The following is a 17,945-nucleotide window of genomic DNA, read 5'->3' on the forward strand; positions in this document are numbered from 1 at the left end:
CTACAGGTATGTGGTGGTCAGACGAATGTCGGCCTCGACCAGATCCTTGGGCGGTGGCGTCGGTTCGATCCCGCACAACCGGGCGATGTTGTTGCCCAGGTAGTCTTCGAGATGATCCTCATCGATGCCCAGACCTTGCGGTGCCGGTGAGCACAACACCTCCAGTTCGCGCAGCCACATCCCCGGCTCGTTCGGCGGCGAATCCGTGCCGAACACAATCTTGTTGCGCGGCAGTTCCTTGGCGAATTCGACGATCCGCGACTGGAAGCACCAGCCCGATTCGCAGTAAACGTTCGGCGTGTCCATGGCCATCCAGAACGCTTCGAATGAGTAGTTGCCGCCGGTCTGGATGCCGAAGTGGCCGATGATGAAATTGACCATCGGGAATTCGCGGATGATCGGGTAGAACATCGTCGGAATCGTGTACGGGCCGTCGCCGGTGTGGATCAGCACGACGATGTTGTACTTGGCGCAGACCTTCATCGCCGGGCGCAACCAGTCGAGTGCGCGATCCGGGCGATAGCCGTGCATGTTGGCGTGCAGCTTGAGCATCTTGAAACCGTATTCCTTGATGTGGAATTCCAGCTCCGCCGCACCGTTTTCCGGTCCCCAGCGCGGGTTGAAGTTGAAGTTGCCGATAAAGCGATCCGGGTATTTCACGCAGAGTTCGGCGACGTAGGACATGTAGTCACGCACGCCCTCGCGGCCCCGGCGGTTGCCGTCGCGATAACCGGTGTTGCCCGGTGGCGGCTGGATGAAACCCATGTCGATACGGCGCGGTTTGCCGTTGATCATGTACGGGCCGTCCATCAACTTGAGCATGCGCTCGCCGGTGAACGGTTCGCCTGTGTGACGCCAGGCCTCGTCGACCAGGTTGGTGGGGTGCAGATGGGTGTCGATGATCATCGGTTCAGCTCCTGGCCAGTTGAGTAGTGACGGGATGCTTGAGTTGCGCCTCTGCTTCGGAAACGGAACGCGGTGGCGGGGTCGGTTCGAGGCCGATCATCCGCGCGGTGTTGTTGCCCAGGTACTCTTCGAGGGTGTCCTCGTCGAGGTTCAGGCCTTGCGGCGGTTCGTGGCAGAGCACTTCGAGCAGGCGCAGCCACATGCCCGGTTCGTTCGGTGGCGTGTCGGTGCCGAAGAGGATCTTGTGCGTCGGCAAGACCTTGGCGAATTCGACGATCCGCGATTGCAGGCACCAGCCGGATTCGCAGTAGACGTTGGGCAATTCCATCGCCCATTGCATCGGTTCGAACACATAGACGCCGCCGGTCTGCACGCCGAAGTGGGCCATGATGAAATTGACGTTGGGGAACTCCTTGATCATCGGCACCCATTCCGAAGGGATGCTGTACGGCCCGTCACCGGTGTGCAGCTTGACCGGAATGCCCAGTTCGGCACATTTCTCGAAGCATGGGCGAACCCAGTCGAGGGCTCGGTCAGGACGGTAGGCGTGCATGTTGGCCTGCATCTGCACCATGCCGAAACCGTGTTCCTTGACGTAACGCTCGATCGCCTCGACGCCGTTTTCCACGCCGCAGCGCGGGTTGTAGACGAAGCAGCCGATGAAACGATCCGGGTAGGTCTGGACCATTTTCAGGGTGTAGGCCATGTAGGCGTCGATGGATTCGCGGCCGCTGAGGTCGCCGTCGGTCCAGGTGTAAATCGTGTTGCCCTGCGGCGGCTGGATGAAGGCTTTGTCGATACGGCGCGGCTTGCCGTTGACCATGTACGGGCCATCCATCATCTCCAGCAGACGCTCGCCGGTGAACGGGTCACCGTCATGCCTCCAGGCGAGGTCCACGAGATCCGTGGGATAGCAGCTGATATCGATGATCATTGCAGTCGATCTCCTGATAGCGGGGAAGGGAGCCTTGCGGCTCTCGGCATCCACGTCCCGGGCAATCGGCCGTTGCTATGCGCAGGATTCGCGCATTCCCTCGCCTGTTCGCATCCGGCCCGGGTGGGTGGTTGCTGAGGGCGAGTATTGGAAAGGGGTGCGGGGTTCGTACAATATTAATTGGGCGGGGTGGTGATACTTGGGCGATATGGGCAGATCAAGAGCTACCCTCACCCCAGCCCTCTCCCGGAGGGAGAGGGGGCCGACCGAGGTGTCTTTCGCGATGCATCGACCTGAAAGACAGAGTCGATTATGGATTCGGCGAGGCTGGTTCATGTCGACGATTTTCTGCAGCATCCCTCTTTCAGATCGAGTTGATTATGGATTCAAAGCAGTAGGTGCACGTCGGTGTAACTCGTCAATATCCCACGGTCAGTCCCCTCTACCTTTGGGAGAGGGCTAGGGTGAGGGCTGGTTCCCCAGCGTCAACATCGCCAAAGCCTGAACCACCTCGACCACCGGCGCCACACGCTCAGCCTGCCCATGCGGCCACACCGCGTAAAGATTGTAATGCGCGGCAATCTGCGCCTCGTTCAACGCCACCAACCGCCCACTGCGCAAGGCATCGGCGGCCAGTAATCCGCGCACCAGTCCCGCGCCGACACCAGCCTCGGCAGCCGCAATCAAATTCGCCGCATTATCAAAAATCACCCGCGCCGGCGGTTCGGTCGGTGTCATCCCGGCGGCATCCAGCCACGGAATCCACGAGCGCCGCGTATAGCCCAACAACGGCAACTGCAGAATCTGCGCCGGGCTCAACGGCACCTGCAATCCGTGTTGCGCCAGCAGCTCCGGCGAAGCCACCGCCAACACCCGATCGCCACAAATCTGCGTCATCTCGCAGTCATCCCAATCGCCATAGCCATAACGCAATGCCAGATCCACCCGTTCAAACGTACTGCGATCACTGCGCGGCATCGACAGCAGCGTCACCTCGTAATCCGGCAGTCCATCGAGCAACTGCGGCAGACGCGGATTGAGCCAGCTCTGCGCCAGTTCACTGTCGACATCGAGTGTCAAACGCTGCGCCACGCTACGGTTTTTCACCGACGAGATCGCCCGGTCAATCTGCGCCAGACCGTCCGACAGCACACTGGCAAACAACTGCCCGGCGTCGGTCAGATTGCTGCCGCCACCTTCACGCACGAACAGCGGCTGGCCGATGAAATCTTCCAGCGCGCGGATCTGCTGACTGATGGCGCTGTGGGTCAGATCGAGCTTGCGCGCGGCACTGGAGAAACTGCCGCTGCGCGCCGCGTGGATAAACGCGCTCATGGACTGCACCGATGGGTATCGCTTGTACATGTTGTTAGTCCTGCTTACAGCGGTTGGCAGAAATCGTCGCTGGCCGCGTGTTGCTCAGGGTTCCAATAATCGGTGACCAGGCCCGCACAAAGACGGGCCGCTCTTCTGGAGCCTGACAATGATTGCATTCACGGTTAACGGCGAACGACGCGAGCTGGATGAAGCGTCCTCCTCCATGCCCTTGTTATGGGTACTGCGTGATCAACTGAAGCTTACCGGCACCAAGTTCGGTTGCGGCATGGGCCTGTGCGGTGCCTGCACCGTGCATCTGAACGGCGTCGCGGTACGTTCCTGCCAATTGCCGGCAGCCGCCGTCGCGGGCCACAGCATCACCACCATCGAAGGCTTGTCACCGACGCAAAACCACCCGTTGCAACTGGCCTGGATCGCCGAAGATGTGCCGCAATGCGGCTACTGTCAATCCGGGCAGATCATGTCCGCCGCCGCGTTGCTCAACACCGGTGCGGCGGTGACCGATGACTCGATCCGCAATGCGATGTCCGGGAATATCTGCCGCTGCGGCACTTACGGGCGCATCAACAAAGCGATCAAACGCGCGGCGAATGCGCCGAAGGAGGCGTGATGAGCCTTATCGACGACAGCCGTATCGAACTGCCGCGCCGGGCCTTTCTCAAGCAAGCAGCGACCGTTGCTTCAGGTTTGGCAATTGCCCTGTACCTGCCGAGCGGCATAGCGGCGACTGACCCGAAAACCCCGGCCCCGGCGAGCGAATTCGAACCCAATGCCTGGGTGCGCGTGCTGCCTGACGGCACGGTGAAACTGGTGGTGCACAAGCACGATTCCGGCACCGGCACGCAAACCGCATTGGCCGCGTGCGTGGCAGAGGAGCTGGACGTCAACCCGATGACCGTACAGGTGATCACCCCGGAAGATCCGTTTTTCGAAACCTACATTCATCCGGTCTGGAAGGTGTTTTCCACTGGCGGCAGCACCAGTGTTTCCCTTGAATACGATCGCTTGCGCATGGCCGGAGCGACTGCACGAGCGCTGTTGATCACGGCGGCAGCGAAGCAATGGAAAGTCAGCACTGACAGTTGCAGCACTGAAGACGGTCGGGTTGTTCACATTGCGAGCAAACGCAACCTCGGTTACGGCGAACTGGTCGGTGTCGCGGCGAATCTGCCGGCTCCGACTAACGTCATGCTGAAGGATCCGGCGCAGTTCAAATACATCGGCAAGCTGCGCCACAAGCGTGATGCAGCGGCGAAGGTTTGCGGACGCTTTGAGTACAGCATCGACGTGCAATTGCCGGACATGCTGGTGGCGGTGATTCAGCGTGCGCCGGTAGTTGGATCGAAAGTGCTCAGCGTCGACTCGGCGGCGGCTTTAAAAGTGCCGGGCGTACGCAAAGTGCTGGCGATTCCGGGGCGACCGGATGTGCTCGGCGGCAATCTTGAAGGTGTCGCCGTGCTGGCGGATACGTTCTGGGCTGCGCAGCAGGGACGCAATGTGCTGGAGATCAAATGGAGCGATTCGCCCTTGGCCGGGTTCGACAGCGAGCAACTGGTCAGCGCTCAGGCCCGAGCCATCGGCGATCCTGAAGCTCAAACCGTCAAAGCCATGACCCAAGGTGATGTCGCCGGGCAATGGTCGAGTGCGGCGAAGTTGATCGAAGCCGATTACACCATGCCCTACAAGGTGCAAAACCCGCTGGAGCCGATCTGCATCACCGCGCAGGTCAAGGACAAGGCAATCACTTATTGGGGCGGTGTGCAGGTGCCGTCCTCGGCGCTGGAAGCCGCGCAAATCGTGTGCGGCATCGACAAGGCCAACGTGACCATTCATGAATTGGTCTCCGGCGGCAGCTTCGGCGCTCGGGAGGCTAAATACTGGTTGTTCGAAGTCGCGTGTCTGGCGCAGAAAACCGGCGTACCGGTGAAATTGCTCAATAGCCGCGAAGACGAAATGCACGCGCTGTTCTACCATTCGGCGACGTTGCATCGGGTCAAAGGCGCGCTCGACGCTCAAGGCAAACTCGCCGCGCTGCAACTGCACGCGGTGTCCCCAGCCTCGCCGGAGCAATGGGAGCCAGGCTATTTCGAACGCCCCGACAAAATGGATTACAGCACCACCGAGGCGATCACCGCGTGGGACTTCGCCTACCGGCCACCGCATCTGGAGTTGAACTGGGTCAAGCACGAAAGCAGCGTGCCCAGCGGTTGGTATCGCTCGGTGAGTTTCATCCCCAATGTGTTCGCCGTGGAAAGCTTCATGGATGAGCTGGCCCATGCAGCAGGCTCTGATCCGCTGGAATTTCGTCTCGCCAACATGCAGGAAAGACCCCGCCATGTGGCAGTGCTCAAGCAAGCTGCCGAGCGCGCCGGCTGGGGCAAAACATTGCCGCCTGGCACGGCGCTGGGGATCGCGACCAATCAGGGTTACACCAGTTTTATCGCCGTGGTCGCGCGCGTGGCGACGGTCGACGGCAAGCCGAAAGTCGAGAAACTCACCTGCGTCGTCGATTGCGGTTTGGCGGTGTCGCCGGGCGGTGTTGAAGAGCAGATCTACGGCGGTTTGATGTGGGGGGTCGGTCACGCCTTGTTCGACCGGCTCGACATCAAACAGGGCAGGGTGGTGCAGAGCAACTTCCACGACTACCGCGTCACGCGCATGTCCGACATGCCGGCCACGGACATCCTCGTGCTCGACGGTGAGCCGAGCAAACCCGGTGGCGTTGGCGAATTGGGCAGTCCGTCGGTGGTGCCGGCCATCGCCAACGCGCTGTTCGCGCTGACCGGCGTGCGCCAGCGTTCGACACCGCTGAGTCTGGGGTAAGCCGCCATGGACTTGCGTCTGCTCCGCTACTTCATGGCACTGGCCGATGAGTTGCATTTCGGTCGCGCCGCCGAACGCCTGCACATCTGCCAGCCGCCGCTGAGCCAGCAGATTCGCTTGCTGGAAGAAGAACTGGGCACACCGCTTTTCGAGCGCAGCCATCATCGGGTCGAACTGACGTCGGCGGGGCAAATGCTCAAGGAGCAGGCACCGCTGGTGTTTGAACAGCTAGAGCGGGCGCTGGATCTGACGCGGCAGACCGGACGCGGGCAACTCGGCGAGCTGGAGATCGGCATGATCAGTTCGGTGATGGTCGGCGTGCTGCCCAAGGCCTTGCACCTGTTTCGTGAGCGTTATCCGCAGGTCAATTGGCGCTTGCATGAGATGACCCCGGCGGCACAGGTCAAGGCGTTGAAGGAGAAACGCATCGATGCTTGCGTGTTTCGCGTGGGCTATGACGATCCGCTGTTGCGCAATGAATTGCTGATCTATGAGCCGATTCATGTGGTGATGCCGGCGGATCACCCGCTGGCATCTCGCGAGGTGCTGGCGCCGGCGGATCTGGCGCAGGAGCCGTTCGTGGCGCTGGAGTTGAAGCAGTCGCGGTTCGCCCATTTTCTCTATCAGTGCTGCATTCCGGCCGGGTTCACCCCGCAGATTCGTCAGCAGGTGATTGAGGTGCAGACCTTGCTCAGTCTGGTGCGCGCCGGGTTTGGCGTGGCGCTGTTACCGGCGTCCATCGAGCAATTGGCGCCGGCGGGGTTGGTGTTTCGGCGCTTGACCCCGGCGCTGCCGGAAGTGCCGTTGTATGCCACTTATCGGGCGGATGATGCTTCGCCAGTGCTCAAGCTGTTTCTCGACACACTGCGTGAACTCATCGGCAACCCAAAACCGCTGTAGGAGCTGCCGAAGGCTGCGATCTTTTGATCTTGATCTTTAAAAATCAAAGTCAAAAGATCGCAGCCTTCGGCAGCTCCTACAGGGGGGGCGAGGTGGTTTTGAATGCGTCGGCACGATCACGGGCCGCCGCGGTCGTACTCTTCACATGGGCGTATCACTTGTGGAGATCCAATGAGCCAGGAAGTCCTGACCACCGAAACCAACCGCCGCCAGTTGCAGCAGATCATCGCCGGGCTGTCCGACGGGGTGATTTTGCTGGAGCTGGATCAGAGCATTCTCTGGGCCAACGAAGCCGCTATGGCCATGCACGGTGTCAAGCGGATCACCGATCTGGGCCACAATGCCGACGAATACGCCAAGAAATTCAACCTGCGCTATCGCAACAATCACTCGATCACCGCCGAAAACTACCCGATCAGCCGGGTGGCGCGCTGTGAGAGTTTCAATGACGTGCTGATTGAAGTGTCGCCGACCGACGATCCGGAACGCGTTTGGGTGCATAGCGTACGCAGCATGATTCTCACGGATCGCGAAGGGCAGCCCGAGTCGCTGGTGCTGATCATGAGCGACGTCACCGACTGGGCCAACGCCGAACTGCGCTTCGAAAAGACCTTCAACGCCAACCCGGCGCCGGCGGTGATCTGCCGTCTCAGCGACCTGCGCTACATCAAGGTCAATCCAGGGTTTCTGGAGATGACCGGCTATACCCGCGAGCAGGTGATCGGCACCTCGGCTTATGAAATCGACATCTTCGAGCAGGCCGAGAAAAAGGATCTGGCGATCCAGCGTCTGCGCGACGTCGCGACCATTCCGCAGATGCAGGCCGAACTGCGTCTGCCCGATGGCGGCAGCAAGCAAGTGATCGTCGCCGGCCAACCGCTGACGCTGAACGATGAGGATTGCATGCTGTTTTCCTTTGTCGACATGGAGCTGCGGCATAAGGCCGAAGTGGCGTTGCGGCAGAGTGAGGAGCGTTTTGCCAAGGCGTTTCGCCTGACGCCGGTGCCGATCCTGATTTGCAGTGCCGACGAGCAGCAGGTGATCGACGTCAATCAGGCCTTCCTCGAAACCCTCGCCTATGACAGCGAGGACGTGCTCGGCAAAACCGTGACGCAGCTGGATTTTATTGATGACAGCGGTGCGCGCACGCGGTTGCTGGCGGCGCTGGCGAAAAACGGGCGAGTCGATCGGGTGGATGTGCGGGTGCGCAGGAAGGATGCCGATCTGCTCGAATGTGCGCTGTCTGCCGACACCGTGAATATTCAGGACACACCGTGTTATTTGCTGGTGTTGATGGACATCACCGAGCGCAAACGCACTGAGCTTGAGCTGGTGGCGGCGATTGAAGAGGTGATGAAAGACGCTTCCTGGTTCAGCCGTACGCTGATCGAGAAACTGGCCAATGTGAAGAAGGTCAATTCGCCGCAACTGCCGAGCGTTTCGTTCACTGATCTGACGGCGCGTGAGCGTGATGTGCTGGGGTTGATTTGTGAAGGGCTGGCGGACAAGGAGATCGCGGCGCGGTTGAAACTCGCGCCGAACACGGTGCGTAATCATGTCGCGACGGTGTATTCCAAGCTGGATGTGCACAGTCGCAGTGAGGCGATTGTCTGGGCGCGGGAGCGTGGGCTGTTTGCCGGGGATTCGAGCGCCAAGGGTCAGCGGTAAGGTGCAAATGCACTAGTTGATCTGGTGCAATTTGAGGTGTTGGCGGGCGGCGGCTGTTCTTAGTCTGGTGGGGTGCGGTGCAAGCCTTTTGAGGTTTGTGGTCGCGTCCCTTCGAAGTTGTTAAAGGAACAGCCGCAATGATGAATCTTGCGCAGTTGCGCGCGCAGCTTGAGCGCAGTTTTTCGCCGCTGGCGTGTGAGTGTCTGGTGGATGGTGACCATTCGCTGACGGTGAAGCTGTATCACCCGGTGTCGGGGCAGGTGGATCTGGTGATCAGTGGGTTGAAGCTTGATGCGCTGCGGACGCCGGAGTCGGTTGAGGCTTTGATTGAAGAATTGCGGTATGAGTTGGAGAGCAATTCTTTGCGTTCTTTTCGGGATCCGGATTTGGCTTAGGGCTTTTAGGCTTGGCGGCCTTTGGGCCGACCAGGCTCTTGGGGTTTTGGGTGTATATCCGTTGCTGCGGGTGTTGCTGATTAGGGTTCCGCCCTTACGGCGGGTCACCTTTTCCAGACGCCGGAGTGCCGGCCCAGCGAAAAGGTAACCCAAAAGGCTTGCTCCTACGTTCGGCCCGCTCGCTGGGGCTCGGGGTTCCTTCGCTGCGGGATCGATCCGGGCGCAGCGTCTCCGGTTTGCTTCGCTGCACCTCCTCTCGCTGTGTTTGGCTGCGCCAAACGGTCGCTGCGCTCCCACGCCCGGATCACTCCCTCTGCTCAGCCTTCCGACGTCGCTCGTGGATCAAGATCAAGAGCTGCAGCCGAGCTAACGCTCATCCTGTTGAGTGGTGAGAAGCGGATGCGATTTGCTTTTGCTTTTCTGTAGGAGTGAGACTGCTCGCGATGGCGGCCTGACAGCCGATCAATCACTGTCGGATGTACTTCGCCCCACTGTGGGAGCGAGCTTGCTCGCGAAGGGGTCCTGTCTGGCAAAGCACATTTCAATTTGCCAATCCTCTCGAATCCGAACGCAAAATCGACAGCCACTTTCTCCCGATCTGGCCGATTCACTGGCGCTTGCAGAGCGCTCGGCTATAAAGAATGAGTGGTCAGGTCTTCCGTGGTCGGTTGGTTCGCGGGAGTTGCTCTTCCATTCATCGCGGGTCGTCCTATGAACAATCTTGGGAAACGCGTGTTGCCGTTGGCTTTTTTTGCTGTGTTGTTGGCTGGCTGTGCCAGTCCTCCACCCCCTCCACCGGTAGCGCCGCCGCCACCGCCGGAACGCACGTGTCAGGTGCTCGAAAACACTGAGGTCGCCGGTGACGTGTACGCCGACGGGCAGGTTACTCGACACATCACGACCACCCGTTGCGTCACGCAGTAGCGCCGGCGGGGCGTAAGTCTCGGGTTGAACGGATCGTGCTGGTCGCGGACCTGGCCGGTACGGCGGTGTTTGCCGTGGAAGGCGCCATTGTGGCGATGCGCAGTCAGCTCTGTGGGAGCGAGCTTGCTCGCGAAGGGGCGATGTCAGCCAACATATTTGTTGAATGGCACACCGCATTCGCGAGCAGGCTCACTCCCACAGGGTTAATCATTTGCCTTGAAAATCAGGACAGGAACCCACCATCCACATTCAGCGCAACCCCGGTGGTGTAGCTCGACGCATCACTCGCGAGGTACAACACCGCACCGGCCATCTCACTAGGATCGGCCACACGCTTGAGCGGGATCTGCGTCAGCGCTTGCTTGAGAATCGCATCGTTCTTCACCAGCGCCGAAGCGAACTTGGTGTCGGTCAGGCCCGGCAGCAGGGCGTTGCAGCGGATGCCGAACTGCGCGCATTCCTTGGCGAAGACTTTGGTCATGTTGATCACCGCGGCTTTGGTCACCGAGTAGATGCCCTGGAAGATCCCCGGCGAAATACCGTTGATCGACGCGACGTTGATGATGCTGCCGCCGCCGTTTTCGCGCATCAGCTTGCCGGCTTCGACCGACATGAAGAAGTAGCCGCGAATGTTCACGTCGACGGTTTTCTGAAATGCGCTCAGATCGGTGTCCAGCACGTTGCAGAACTGTGGGTTGGTCGCGGCGTTGTTGACCAGAATGTCGATGCGGCCGAACTGTTCCTTGATCCCGGCGAACACCTGGCTGATCTGTTCCATTTCACCAATGTGGCAGGCCACGGCCGTGGCCTTGCCGCCAGCGGCAATGATCGCGTCGGCGACGTGCTGGCAGCCGTCGAGTTTGCGGCTCGAAACGATGACATGCGCGCCTTGCTGGGCCAGCAGTTTGGCGATGGCTTCACCGATGCCACGGCTGGCGCCGGAAACGAAAGCGATTTTACCGTCGAGGTCGAACAACTGAGTCTTGGACATAAGGGTTCCTGGGTGTGGGCCGTCAGAGGCTCGATTTCGCAATGACCTGCAAGCTCATCTGCTCCAGCAGTTTGTTCATGTGAATGAACTGCGCGAAGCGTTTGTCCTGGGTCTGGCCATGGTAGAAGCGGTAGTAGATCTGCTGCACGATGCCGGCCAGACGGAACAGGCCGTAGGTGTAGTAGAAGTCGAAATTGTCGATCTGGATGCCTGAGCGTTCGGCGTAGTAATCGACGAATTCACGGCGGGTGAGCATGCCCGGAGCGTGGCTCGGCTGGCGGCGCATCAATTGCACCGGCGCCGGATCATCCGCCTGAATCCAATAGGCGAGGGTGTTGCCCAGGTCCATCAGCGGGTCGCCGAGGGTGGTCAGTTCCCAGTCGAGCACACCGATGATCTGCATCGGATTCTGCGGATCGAGGATGACGTTGTCGAAGCGGTAGTCGTTGTGGACGATGCTGGAGGTCGGGTGGTCGGCCGGCATCTTGTCGTTGAGCCAGGCTTTGACCTTCTCCCAGTGTGGCGCGTCGGGTGTCAGGGCTTTTTCGTAGCGCTCGCTCCAGCCTTTGATCTGACGGGCCACGTAGCCTTCCGGTTTGCCCAGATCACCGAGGCCGCAGGCGTTGTAGTCGACGCGGTGCAGTTCGACGAAACGGTCGATGAAGCTTTTGCACAAGGCTTCGGTTTTTGCCGAATCGAGGCCCAGTTCCGGCGGCAGTTCCGAGCGCAGGATGATGCCCTTGACCCGCTCCATTACGTAGAACTCGGCGCCGATCACCGATTCGTCCGTGCAGTGCACGTAAGCCTTCGGGCAATACGGGAAGCCGTCGCGCAATTGATTGAGAATGCGGAATTCGCGGCCCATGTCGTGGGCGGACTTGGCCTTGTGGCCGAACGGCGGGCGGCGCAGGACGAATTCCTGTTCCGGGTATTCCAGCAGGTAGGTCAGGTTCGACGCGCCGCCGGGGAACTGGCTGATCGCAGCTGTGCCGCTCAGGCCCGGAATGTGCGCCTTGAGGTACGGATCGATCAGGCTGGCATCGAGTTCTTCGCCAGAGCGGATACGGGTGGACTGGTCAGTAAGCGCCATGCTTATCCCTTCTGCTTATTTTGGAGGCCAGACATCATTTGCTAATCTAATGGCGCGCCCGATTGCTCACAAGCGCGGTGCGGTCTTATAGGTTAGCGTGTTGCCGGATAATCAGCGTTCCGAATAAGCAGAGGATGCCCACTCTGCTGGCGCTGGCGCAGGTCAGTGCACGCGCTGGTTGCTGCGTCTTGGGGGCAGTGCAATCGGGGTGAGTACCGGTTGCCCGGAGAAGAATGCCGCGAGGTTTTTGCCCACTAGCTCGACAGTGCCTTGGGTGGCTTCCGGTGACAGACCCGCGACATGCGGGGTGAGCAGCACATTGCTCAGGGTTTTCAACGCATCGGGCACTTGCGGCTCATGGTCGAAGACGTCCAGTGCGGCGCCGGCAATTCTGCGCTGTTCAAGGGCGGTGATCAGGTCCGCCGTGGCGATCACACTGGCGCGGGCGATGTTGACGATGAAACCCGTGGGGCCGAGTGCATCGAGCACCGGACGCGTCACCAGATGCTGCGTGCCGATCCCACCCGGCGTAGCGACAATGAGAAAATCCGAGGCCCGCGCCAATTCAGTCGGCGTCGAGCAGAACGTGTAAGGCACATCGCTGCGCAACTGACGGCTGTGATAGCTGATGTCCATGTCGAAACCCAGGTTCGCCCGTTTGGCAATCGCCATGCCCACCGCCCCCAACCCGAGAATCCCCAGGCGCTTGCCGGCCAGCGACGGGCGCATGATTTTCGGCCATTCCCCCCGACGCACCGCGGCATCGCAACGTGGAATGTCGCGCACCAACGCCAACAGCATCGCCATGGCGTGGTCAGCCACCGACGAGGCGTTGACCCCGGCGCCGTTGGTCACGGTGATCCCGCGATCGCTGGCCGCTTGCAGATCGACCTGCTCGTACCCGGCGCCGATCACCGTGATGATTTTCAACGCGGGCAGGGCGGCGATTTCCTCGGCGGTCAGACCCAGCGGGCCACGGGTCAGCACCGCGTCGATTCGCGCGCCGTGGGTGGTGATGGCTTGTGCTCGTTCGGCCGGTGTCGGCGCCAGGATCAAGTGAAAGCCCTGATGTTCGAGAATCGGCAAATAGTCATTGATGGTTTCAACCAGTACCAGAACGGTTGCGGGCATCGCGCGGCTCCTGTGAACGTCGGCGGGTTGTTCGCGAAAGTCGTTTCAGAGTGCTGAATCCGCAGCGGCTTGGCAATCGTTGTCGTTCGCGCATTGGTGCTTTGATTCTGGACGGCTTCGGGCAAGAAGCAAGGGTTGGCAGCACACCAGTGATCCGGTGTGCTGTCGGCATCATTGCGCCGCTTGGGCTTTGGTTTGCTCTGCCAGGGCAATCGGCTTGAAATCGTAGGTTGGATAGAACTCGGTGCGGTAACTGCCCCATGCAGTGTTTTCCAGGGCGAGGTTCACTTCTGCCAGCCGCGAGGCGGGGAATCGTACAGTCACCACTTGGCCAATGCCCATCATGATGTTCCAGCTCACCACTTCGACCCCGGCCGGGGGAAAGGTTTTGTAGAAGCCTTGTTGCGTGAGCTGGGCCTTGAGTTCGCTCAGCGGGCGGGTCTGATCATGTTTCAGAAACACGGTCAGCATCATTGCGTTGTCAGCAGTGGCGACATTATTTTTGGCGGGTTGACTGGCGGCTTGCGCGTTGACTCCGGCGCAATACAACGAGGAGGCCAGCAACGTCGACAACAGCAGGGCTTTAACTGTCTTTTGCATCATTGACTCCTGGTCTTATTGTTTGATAGCGGATCTGGTTTCTACGGTGCCGGTATACGGCGCATGAACGACATGAATACGCACAAGAGGATTGTTGTCGATCATGTCGCGGGGGACTTCCCGCGAATAAGTGAATTCACTGTCGTTCAATGTTTCCAGACGCCTGACAATTGTTTTGGTCGGGCCGATATCGGGTACCAGGATGTGCTGCTTCTGGTCACCGGTGACAAAGAAATAACCGCCTCCACCATTGTTGTACTTTGACTCTCCCGTGTCGGTGTAAAAGAACTCATATCGATTACGATCGGGGTCCCAGGTCGATATCCCCACGACGCCGGGATACTTCGCCTTGACGTCTGTTTCAGAAGCGCCGTCGATGTAGACCCTTGTGGTCAGCCATCGCGGCGAAGAAGCCAGCTCGCGGACATCGGCGTTGGCGCTGGCAAGTGGGGTAAAAAGCAGTGCGGCCGACAGCAGGCCGGTCATTGTGTGCTTTTGCATACGTTGTCCTCTTCAGCAAACTTCGAAGGTCGTTTGCGATTAGTCTTTCGTCATTCAGGGCATGAAAAATATATTCCTGGAAAAGAGGGTTGATCAATACTCGCGTAGTTGCTTGTAACAAATGGGTGTTGTTCGGATGTTTGGTAATATTTCGTCGTGGTTTTATTGGGTGTTTTAGTTGTAGGAGTATTCTTAAGTGTTGGTAGGTGATGGGCTTTTTATGGGTGTTTTCTGTAATCCATCGCGCTGGTTGCATTAGATAAGTAAACACAGTTGTAGGACGGAGGATAGGTTTACAAATCCGTGATTGACGCAACCGCGTTCGGTGAAGTTGCGTCAATTTCAAGGAGCGTTTCTTTAGAACCTCACCTCCGCGCTGTCGATTAACCGTGCGAAGGCGCCGCCGAGGGTTGCATTGTGATGGTTGATGATCGCCTCGGCAGGTAGCGCGGCAGTGTCCAGGCAGGTGTGGGCGTCGGCGACCAGTACGGGTTTAAAGCCCAGTTCGGCAGCGCTGCGGCAGGTGCTGTCGATGCAGAACTGGCTTTTCATGCCGACCAGATAAAGATCCTCGACATTAACGGAGTTGAGTCTCTGAGCGAGGTCAGTGCCATGGAATGCATTGGGGCAGGATTTGTCGAAAAGGGTGTCGAGTTCAGCGTCCAGTTCAAGCGCGGGCAGAAATTGCCAGAATGGGCTGCCGGCGGCAATCGGCGAGCCTTCCGGGCCCGTGTGGCGTACGGCGAAAATCGGCACGCGTCGATCACGAGCCTGAGCGATCAGGCGCTGAATGTTGGCCACAATTCGTTCGCCGTCATAGGGCTTTTGCGGGCCATGGAACAGGCCGACCTGCATATCGATGATCAACAGTGCTGCGGGCATGGTGGTTCTCCTTGAGTGCTGCAGATGCCGCACGGACGGGAGAAACAACAAGGCCCCGTCCATTGCTGGCGGGGCCTTGGGTTTGCTGCGCTGGGTTTACCTCACGCACAAACACCACGACCCGCCGGTGGCGGTCGTGGTGGTGCGGGTGAGGTGCAGCGCGCGAAGGTTCATGGGCCGATCATGCTGGCGCCGGTAGCTGGCTGTCAATTGCGGGGTCAGGTGACGTACTGCGCAATGCCATTGCCGAATGACCAGTTCTCTTTTTTCACCTCGACCAGATTGATGAACACGTCTTCCGGGCGTACCGCCAACTGCTTGTGCAGGCTTTCTGCGATTGTTTTGAACAGCAACTGCTTTTTCTCAACCGTGCGCCCTTCGCTGATGGTGATCTGAATGAATACCACGCCGTCGCTGCGCTGGATCCCCAGATATTGCGGATCGTAGACCAGGTGCTGGCCATCGTGCTCGGTCAGGATCTGAAAGTTGTCGTGCTCGGGCACATCGATACAACTGCGCAGGGCGGCGTAGATCTGCTCGCCGATGCGTTTGGCGAAGGTGGGGTCGGGGTTTTGTCTGATGTCGACGCGAACGAGGGGCATGGGCAGAGACTCCGGGGGGCAGGGGACTCATTCACGCTAGAACATTTCAACCAGATTGAAAGCATGGGGTGATGACCTCGCTACTGTTTTTGTATGAGGCTACCTACGAAACTCGCGGATTTTACCTACGCATTTGGCAGAGCCATCTGCTATCGGGCAGACGGTTAACGCGAAATCATGGGGCAGTAATGGGAGGTGGTCCAGGATGGAAAAAGCTTCCCGAGCGTTAACTGTCAGCAGCCAAGGAAGGTTCATGCATCTTGATGACCACAAAAATGTGGAACTCGAAAGGCTACAAACGGAAACCCAAAAGCTCGGCGCGGAGAGGCGCAAGCTTTTGGCGGAGGAAGCAAAACTGAAACTTGAGACTTTCTTGTATCCCCTTGTGGTGGGGGCTGGGGCATTAACTGCAATTGCCACCGCCGTTGGGCTTTATTTGAAGCTGTAAGAGAGCGCAGCAGGTTGCAGTTGCGCATGCGTGTTGATTCAGAGCACCAAAAAAAGGGAAGGGGGCAGTATGAACACAGAGGAAAGCAGAGCCAGGATAGACCGACTGTATCAAGAGGAGTTTGAGTTCAGAGAAGCCATGAAGCCCTTTCGCAAAGCCGAAAGGCGTGAAACGGTTTTGCTGTTTAGCCTTGGAATGTTGATGGGCGCGGTGGGGATCGCTTTCGTGATGGTGTTGGCCCGAACCATCTGAATACCCTTGCATGTGCCTATTAACGACATTACGAATACCTGTTTACGACAGATAATTTCCCGAAAACGACGCCAAACGGATCTGCTCCGCACAACCATTCCTCAGCTAAGTCTTTGCTTCTGCTCATTTATCGCGGAGAATCGCGCCCCTGTTTCGGCCGGAGCATGTCTGTCGGTTTTTTCCGACGCGTCCTGACCGAGTGGCAAGTGACCGGAATGCGGAGATCCGACCGGATGAATGATCAGGCCAATAGCGTCGAAGAGCGCTTTGATGCAGCAGCACCCGCTGAACTTTCGAGCTGGAATCGCCAGGACACCACCTGGATGTTGGGACTGTTTGGGACGGCCATCGGCGCCGGCACCCTGTTTTTGCCGATCAACGCAGGGTTGGGTGGCTTCTGGCCGCTGGTGGTCCTCGCGCTGCTGGCCTTCCCGATGACGTTCTATGCCCACCGTGGCCTGACCCGATTCGTGCTTTCCGGTCGTGAAGGCGCCGACATCACTGAAGTGGTCGAGCAGCATTTCGGCATCAAGGCCGGCGCGCTGATCACCTTGCTGTACTTCTTCGCGATCTTCCCGATTCTGCTGATCTACAGCGTCGGTCTGACCAACACGGTCGCCAGTTTCCTTGAGCATCAATTGCACATCACGCCGCCACCGCGCGCGCTGCTGTCGTTCGTGCTGATCCTCGGTCTGTTGGCCGTGGTGCGTTGCGGTGAGCAGGCGATCGTCAAGGCGATGAGCCTGATGGTTTACCCCTTTATCGTCGCGCTGCTGTTCCTCGCGGTGTACCTGATTCCGCACTGGAACGGCGGCATCCTTGCTACCGCTTCGCACGTGCCAGCGCCGTCGGCGTTGCTGCATACACTGTGGCTGGCGATTCCGGTGATGGTGTTCTCGTTCAACCACTCGCCAATCATTTCGGCGTTTGCGGTCGATCAGAAGCGTCGTTATGGCGTCCACGCAGAAGAGCGCAGCTCACAGATCCTGTCCCGCGCGCACCTGTTGATGGTGGCGATGGTGTTGTTCTTCGTCTTCAGCTGCGTGCTGACCCTGTCGCCGGAACAACTGGCCGAGGCCAAGGCGCAGAATCTGTCGATCCTGTCGTACCTGGCCAACCACTTCAGCAATCCGACCATCGCCTTCGCGGCGCCGTTGATTGCGTTTGTGGCGATCTCCAAGTCGTTCCTCGGTCACTACATCGGTGCCAGTGAAGGTCTCAAAGGCCTGATCATCAAGAGTGGCAAACGCCCGGGCGCCAAGGCGCTGGATCGCATTGTGGCGGCGTTCATGTTGGTGATTTGCTGGGTCGTCGCCACGCTGAACCCGAGCATTCTGGGCATGATCGAGACGATCGGTGGCCCGGTGATCGCGGCGATTCTGTTCCTGATGCCGATGTACGCCATCCGTAAGGTGCCAGCGATGGCCCGCTATCGCGGTCAGGCGTCGAACGTGTTTGTAACGGCTGTCGGCCTGGTAGCAATTTCGGCGTTGATTTATTCGCTCACTGCGTAGGTCAGAACGCCAGATACTCAGCTACAGTGGCCGCTGCATACGATGT

18 protein-coding genes are annotated in these 17,945 nt (G+C 59.2%); 8 read left to right on the forward strand and 10 right to left on the reverse strand.

All coding sequences use genetic code 11. The features are described 5' to 3' along the window. The 3 genes from RMV17_RS11195 to RMV17_RS11205 all read right to left on the reverse strand — a co-directional run bounded on the left by RMV17_RS11195 (position 1) and on the right by RMV17_RS11205 (position 3,205). On the reverse strand, positions 1-906 hold the full coding sequence (locus tag RMV17_RS11195) for an amidohydrolase family protein (RefSeq protein WP_003224037.1): 906 nt from the start codon (positions 904-906) through the stop codon (positions 1-3). Between the two features lie 4 nt (positions 907-910). Continuing rightward, positions 911-1,840 carry an amidohydrolase family protein gene (locus tag RMV17_RS11200; RefSeq protein WP_311886539.1) on the reverse strand — a complete coding sequence of 310 codons (930 nt, stop codon included), beginning with the start codon at positions 1,838-1,840 and terminating at the stop codon, positions 911-913. A 459-nt stretch (positions 1,841-2,299) separates the two neighbouring features. Continuing rightward, complete coding sequence (locus tag RMV17_RS11205; protein WP_311886540.1) at positions 2,300-3,205, reverse strand: LysR substrate-binding domain-containing protein; 906 nt, start codon at positions 3,203-3,205, stop codon at positions 2,300-2,302. A gap of 118 nt (positions 3,206-3,323) precedes the next feature. On the opposite strand from RMV17_RS11205, the gene RMV17_RS11210 reads away from it, so the two are divergent. The 5 genes from RMV17_RS11210 (at position 3,324) to RMV17_RS11230 (ending at position 8,964) form a co-directional block, all read left to right on the forward strand. Beyond that, entirely contained in the window at positions 3,324-3,788 is a 465-nt protein-coding gene (locus tag RMV17_RS11210) for a (2Fe-2S)-binding protein (protein WP_034152484.1), read from the forward strand. Beyond that, positions 3,788-6,001: a molybdopterin cofactor-binding domain-containing protein gene (locus tag RMV17_RS11215; RefSeq protein ID WP_311886541.1), complete on the forward strand. Its 2,214-nt coding sequence runs from the start codon at positions 3,788-3,790 to the stop codon at positions 5,999-6,001. The genes RMV17_RS11210 and RMV17_RS11215 overlap by 1 nt, the downstream gene beginning before the upstream one ends. Positions 6,002-6,007: 6 nt before the next feature. Next, entirely contained in the window at positions 6,008-6,901 is an 894-nt protein-coding gene (locus RMV17_RS11220; RefSeq protein WP_311886542.1) for a LysR substrate-binding domain-containing protein, read from the forward strand. A 171-nt stretch (positions 6,902-7,072) separates the two neighbouring features. Next, positions 7,073-8,569, forward strand: a complete 1,497-nt coding sequence (locus tag RMV17_RS11225) for a helix-turn-helix transcriptional regulator (protein ID WP_034152481.1) — start codon at positions 7,073-7,075, stop codon at positions 8,567-8,569. 137 nt (positions 8,570-8,706) lie between these two features. Further along, positions 8,707-8,964, forward strand: coding sequence for a DUF1652 domain-containing protein (locus tag RMV17_RS11230; RefSeq protein WP_095120258.1), 258 nt, complete (start codon positions 8,707-8,709; stop codon positions 8,962-8,964). 1,147 nt (positions 8,965-10,111) lie between these two features. On the opposite strand, the gene RMV17_RS11235 is transcribed toward RMV17_RS11230, so the two are convergent. The 7 genes from RMV17_RS11235 to RMV17_RS11265 all read right to left on the reverse strand — a co-directional run bounded on the left by RMV17_RS11235 (position 10,112) and on the right by RMV17_RS11265 (position 15,685). Beyond that, positions 10,112-10,879, reverse strand: coding sequence for an SDR family oxidoreductase (locus RMV17_RS11235; RefSeq protein ID WP_311886543.1), 768 nt, complete (start codon positions 10,877-10,879; stop codon positions 10,112-10,114). A gap of 22 nt (positions 10,880-10,901) precedes the next feature. Beyond that, positions 10,902-11,969: a phosphotransferase family protein gene (locus RMV17_RS11240; RefSeq protein WP_311886544.1), complete on the reverse strand. Its 1,068-nt coding sequence runs from the start codon at positions 11,967-11,969 to the stop codon at positions 10,902-10,904. Between the two features lie 162 nt (positions 11,970-12,131). Further along, a complete protein-coding gene (locus tag RMV17_RS11245; RefSeq protein ID WP_034152477.1) occupies positions 12,132-13,100 on the reverse strand; it encodes a 2-hydroxyacid dehydrogenase in 969 nt (322 codons plus the stop codon). Between the two features lie 171 nt (positions 13,101-13,271). Next, positions 13,272-13,700 (reverse strand): hypothetical protein, encoded by a 429-nt coding sequence (locus tag RMV17_RS11250; RefSeq protein ID WP_034152476.1) that lies wholly within the window; start codon positions 13,698-13,700, stop codon positions 13,272-13,274. 15 nt (positions 13,701-13,715) lie between these two features. Further along, positions 13,716-14,201 carry a DUF4822 domain-containing protein gene (locus tag RMV17_RS11255; protein WP_034152475.1) on the reverse strand — a complete coding sequence of 162 codons (486 nt, stop codon included), beginning with the start codon at positions 14,199-14,201 and terminating at the stop codon, positions 13,716-13,718. A gap of 357 nt (positions 14,202-14,558) precedes the next feature. Beyond that, positions 14,559-15,083: a cysteine hydrolase family protein gene (locus RMV17_RS11260; protein ID WP_311886545.1), complete on the reverse strand. Its 525-nt coding sequence runs from the start codon at positions 15,081-15,083 to the stop codon at positions 14,559-14,561. Positions 15,084-15,301: 218 nt separating this feature from the next. Then, a complete protein-coding gene (locus tag RMV17_RS11265; protein ID WP_311886546.1) occupies positions 15,302-15,685 on the reverse strand; it encodes a tautomerase family protein in 384 nt (127 codons plus the stop codon). Positions 15,686-15,890: 205 nt separating this feature from the next. Here RMV17_RS11265 and RMV17_RS11270 point away from each other — a divergent pair, with 205 nt between their 5' ends. The 3 genes from RMV17_RS11270 (at position 15,891) to RMV17_RS11280 (ending at position 17,899) form a co-directional block, all read left to right on the forward strand. After that, positions 15,891-16,133, forward strand: coding sequence for a hypothetical protein (locus tag RMV17_RS11270; protein WP_409373119.1), 243 nt, complete (start codon positions 15,891-15,893; stop codon positions 16,131-16,133). A 69-nt stretch (positions 16,134-16,202) separates the two neighbouring features. Beyond that, complete coding sequence (locus RMV17_RS11275; protein WP_034152471.1) at positions 16,203-16,385, forward strand: hypothetical protein; 183 nt, start codon at positions 16,203-16,205, stop codon at positions 16,383-16,385. 233 nt (positions 16,386-16,618) lie between these two features. Then, positions 16,619-17,899, forward strand: a complete 1,281-nt coding sequence (locus RMV17_RS11280; RefSeq protein WP_034152470.1) for an HAAAP family serine/threonine permease — start codon at positions 16,619-16,621, stop codon at positions 17,897-17,899. The last annotated feature ends 46 nt before the right edge of the window (positions 17,900-17,945 follow it).

The organism is Pseudomonas sp. VD-NE ins, from assembly GCF_031882575.1.
Taxonomy (GTDB): domain Bacteria; phylum Pseudomonadota; class Gammaproteobacteria; order Pseudomonadales; family Pseudomonadaceae; genus Aquipseudomonas; species Aquipseudomonas fluorescens_BZ.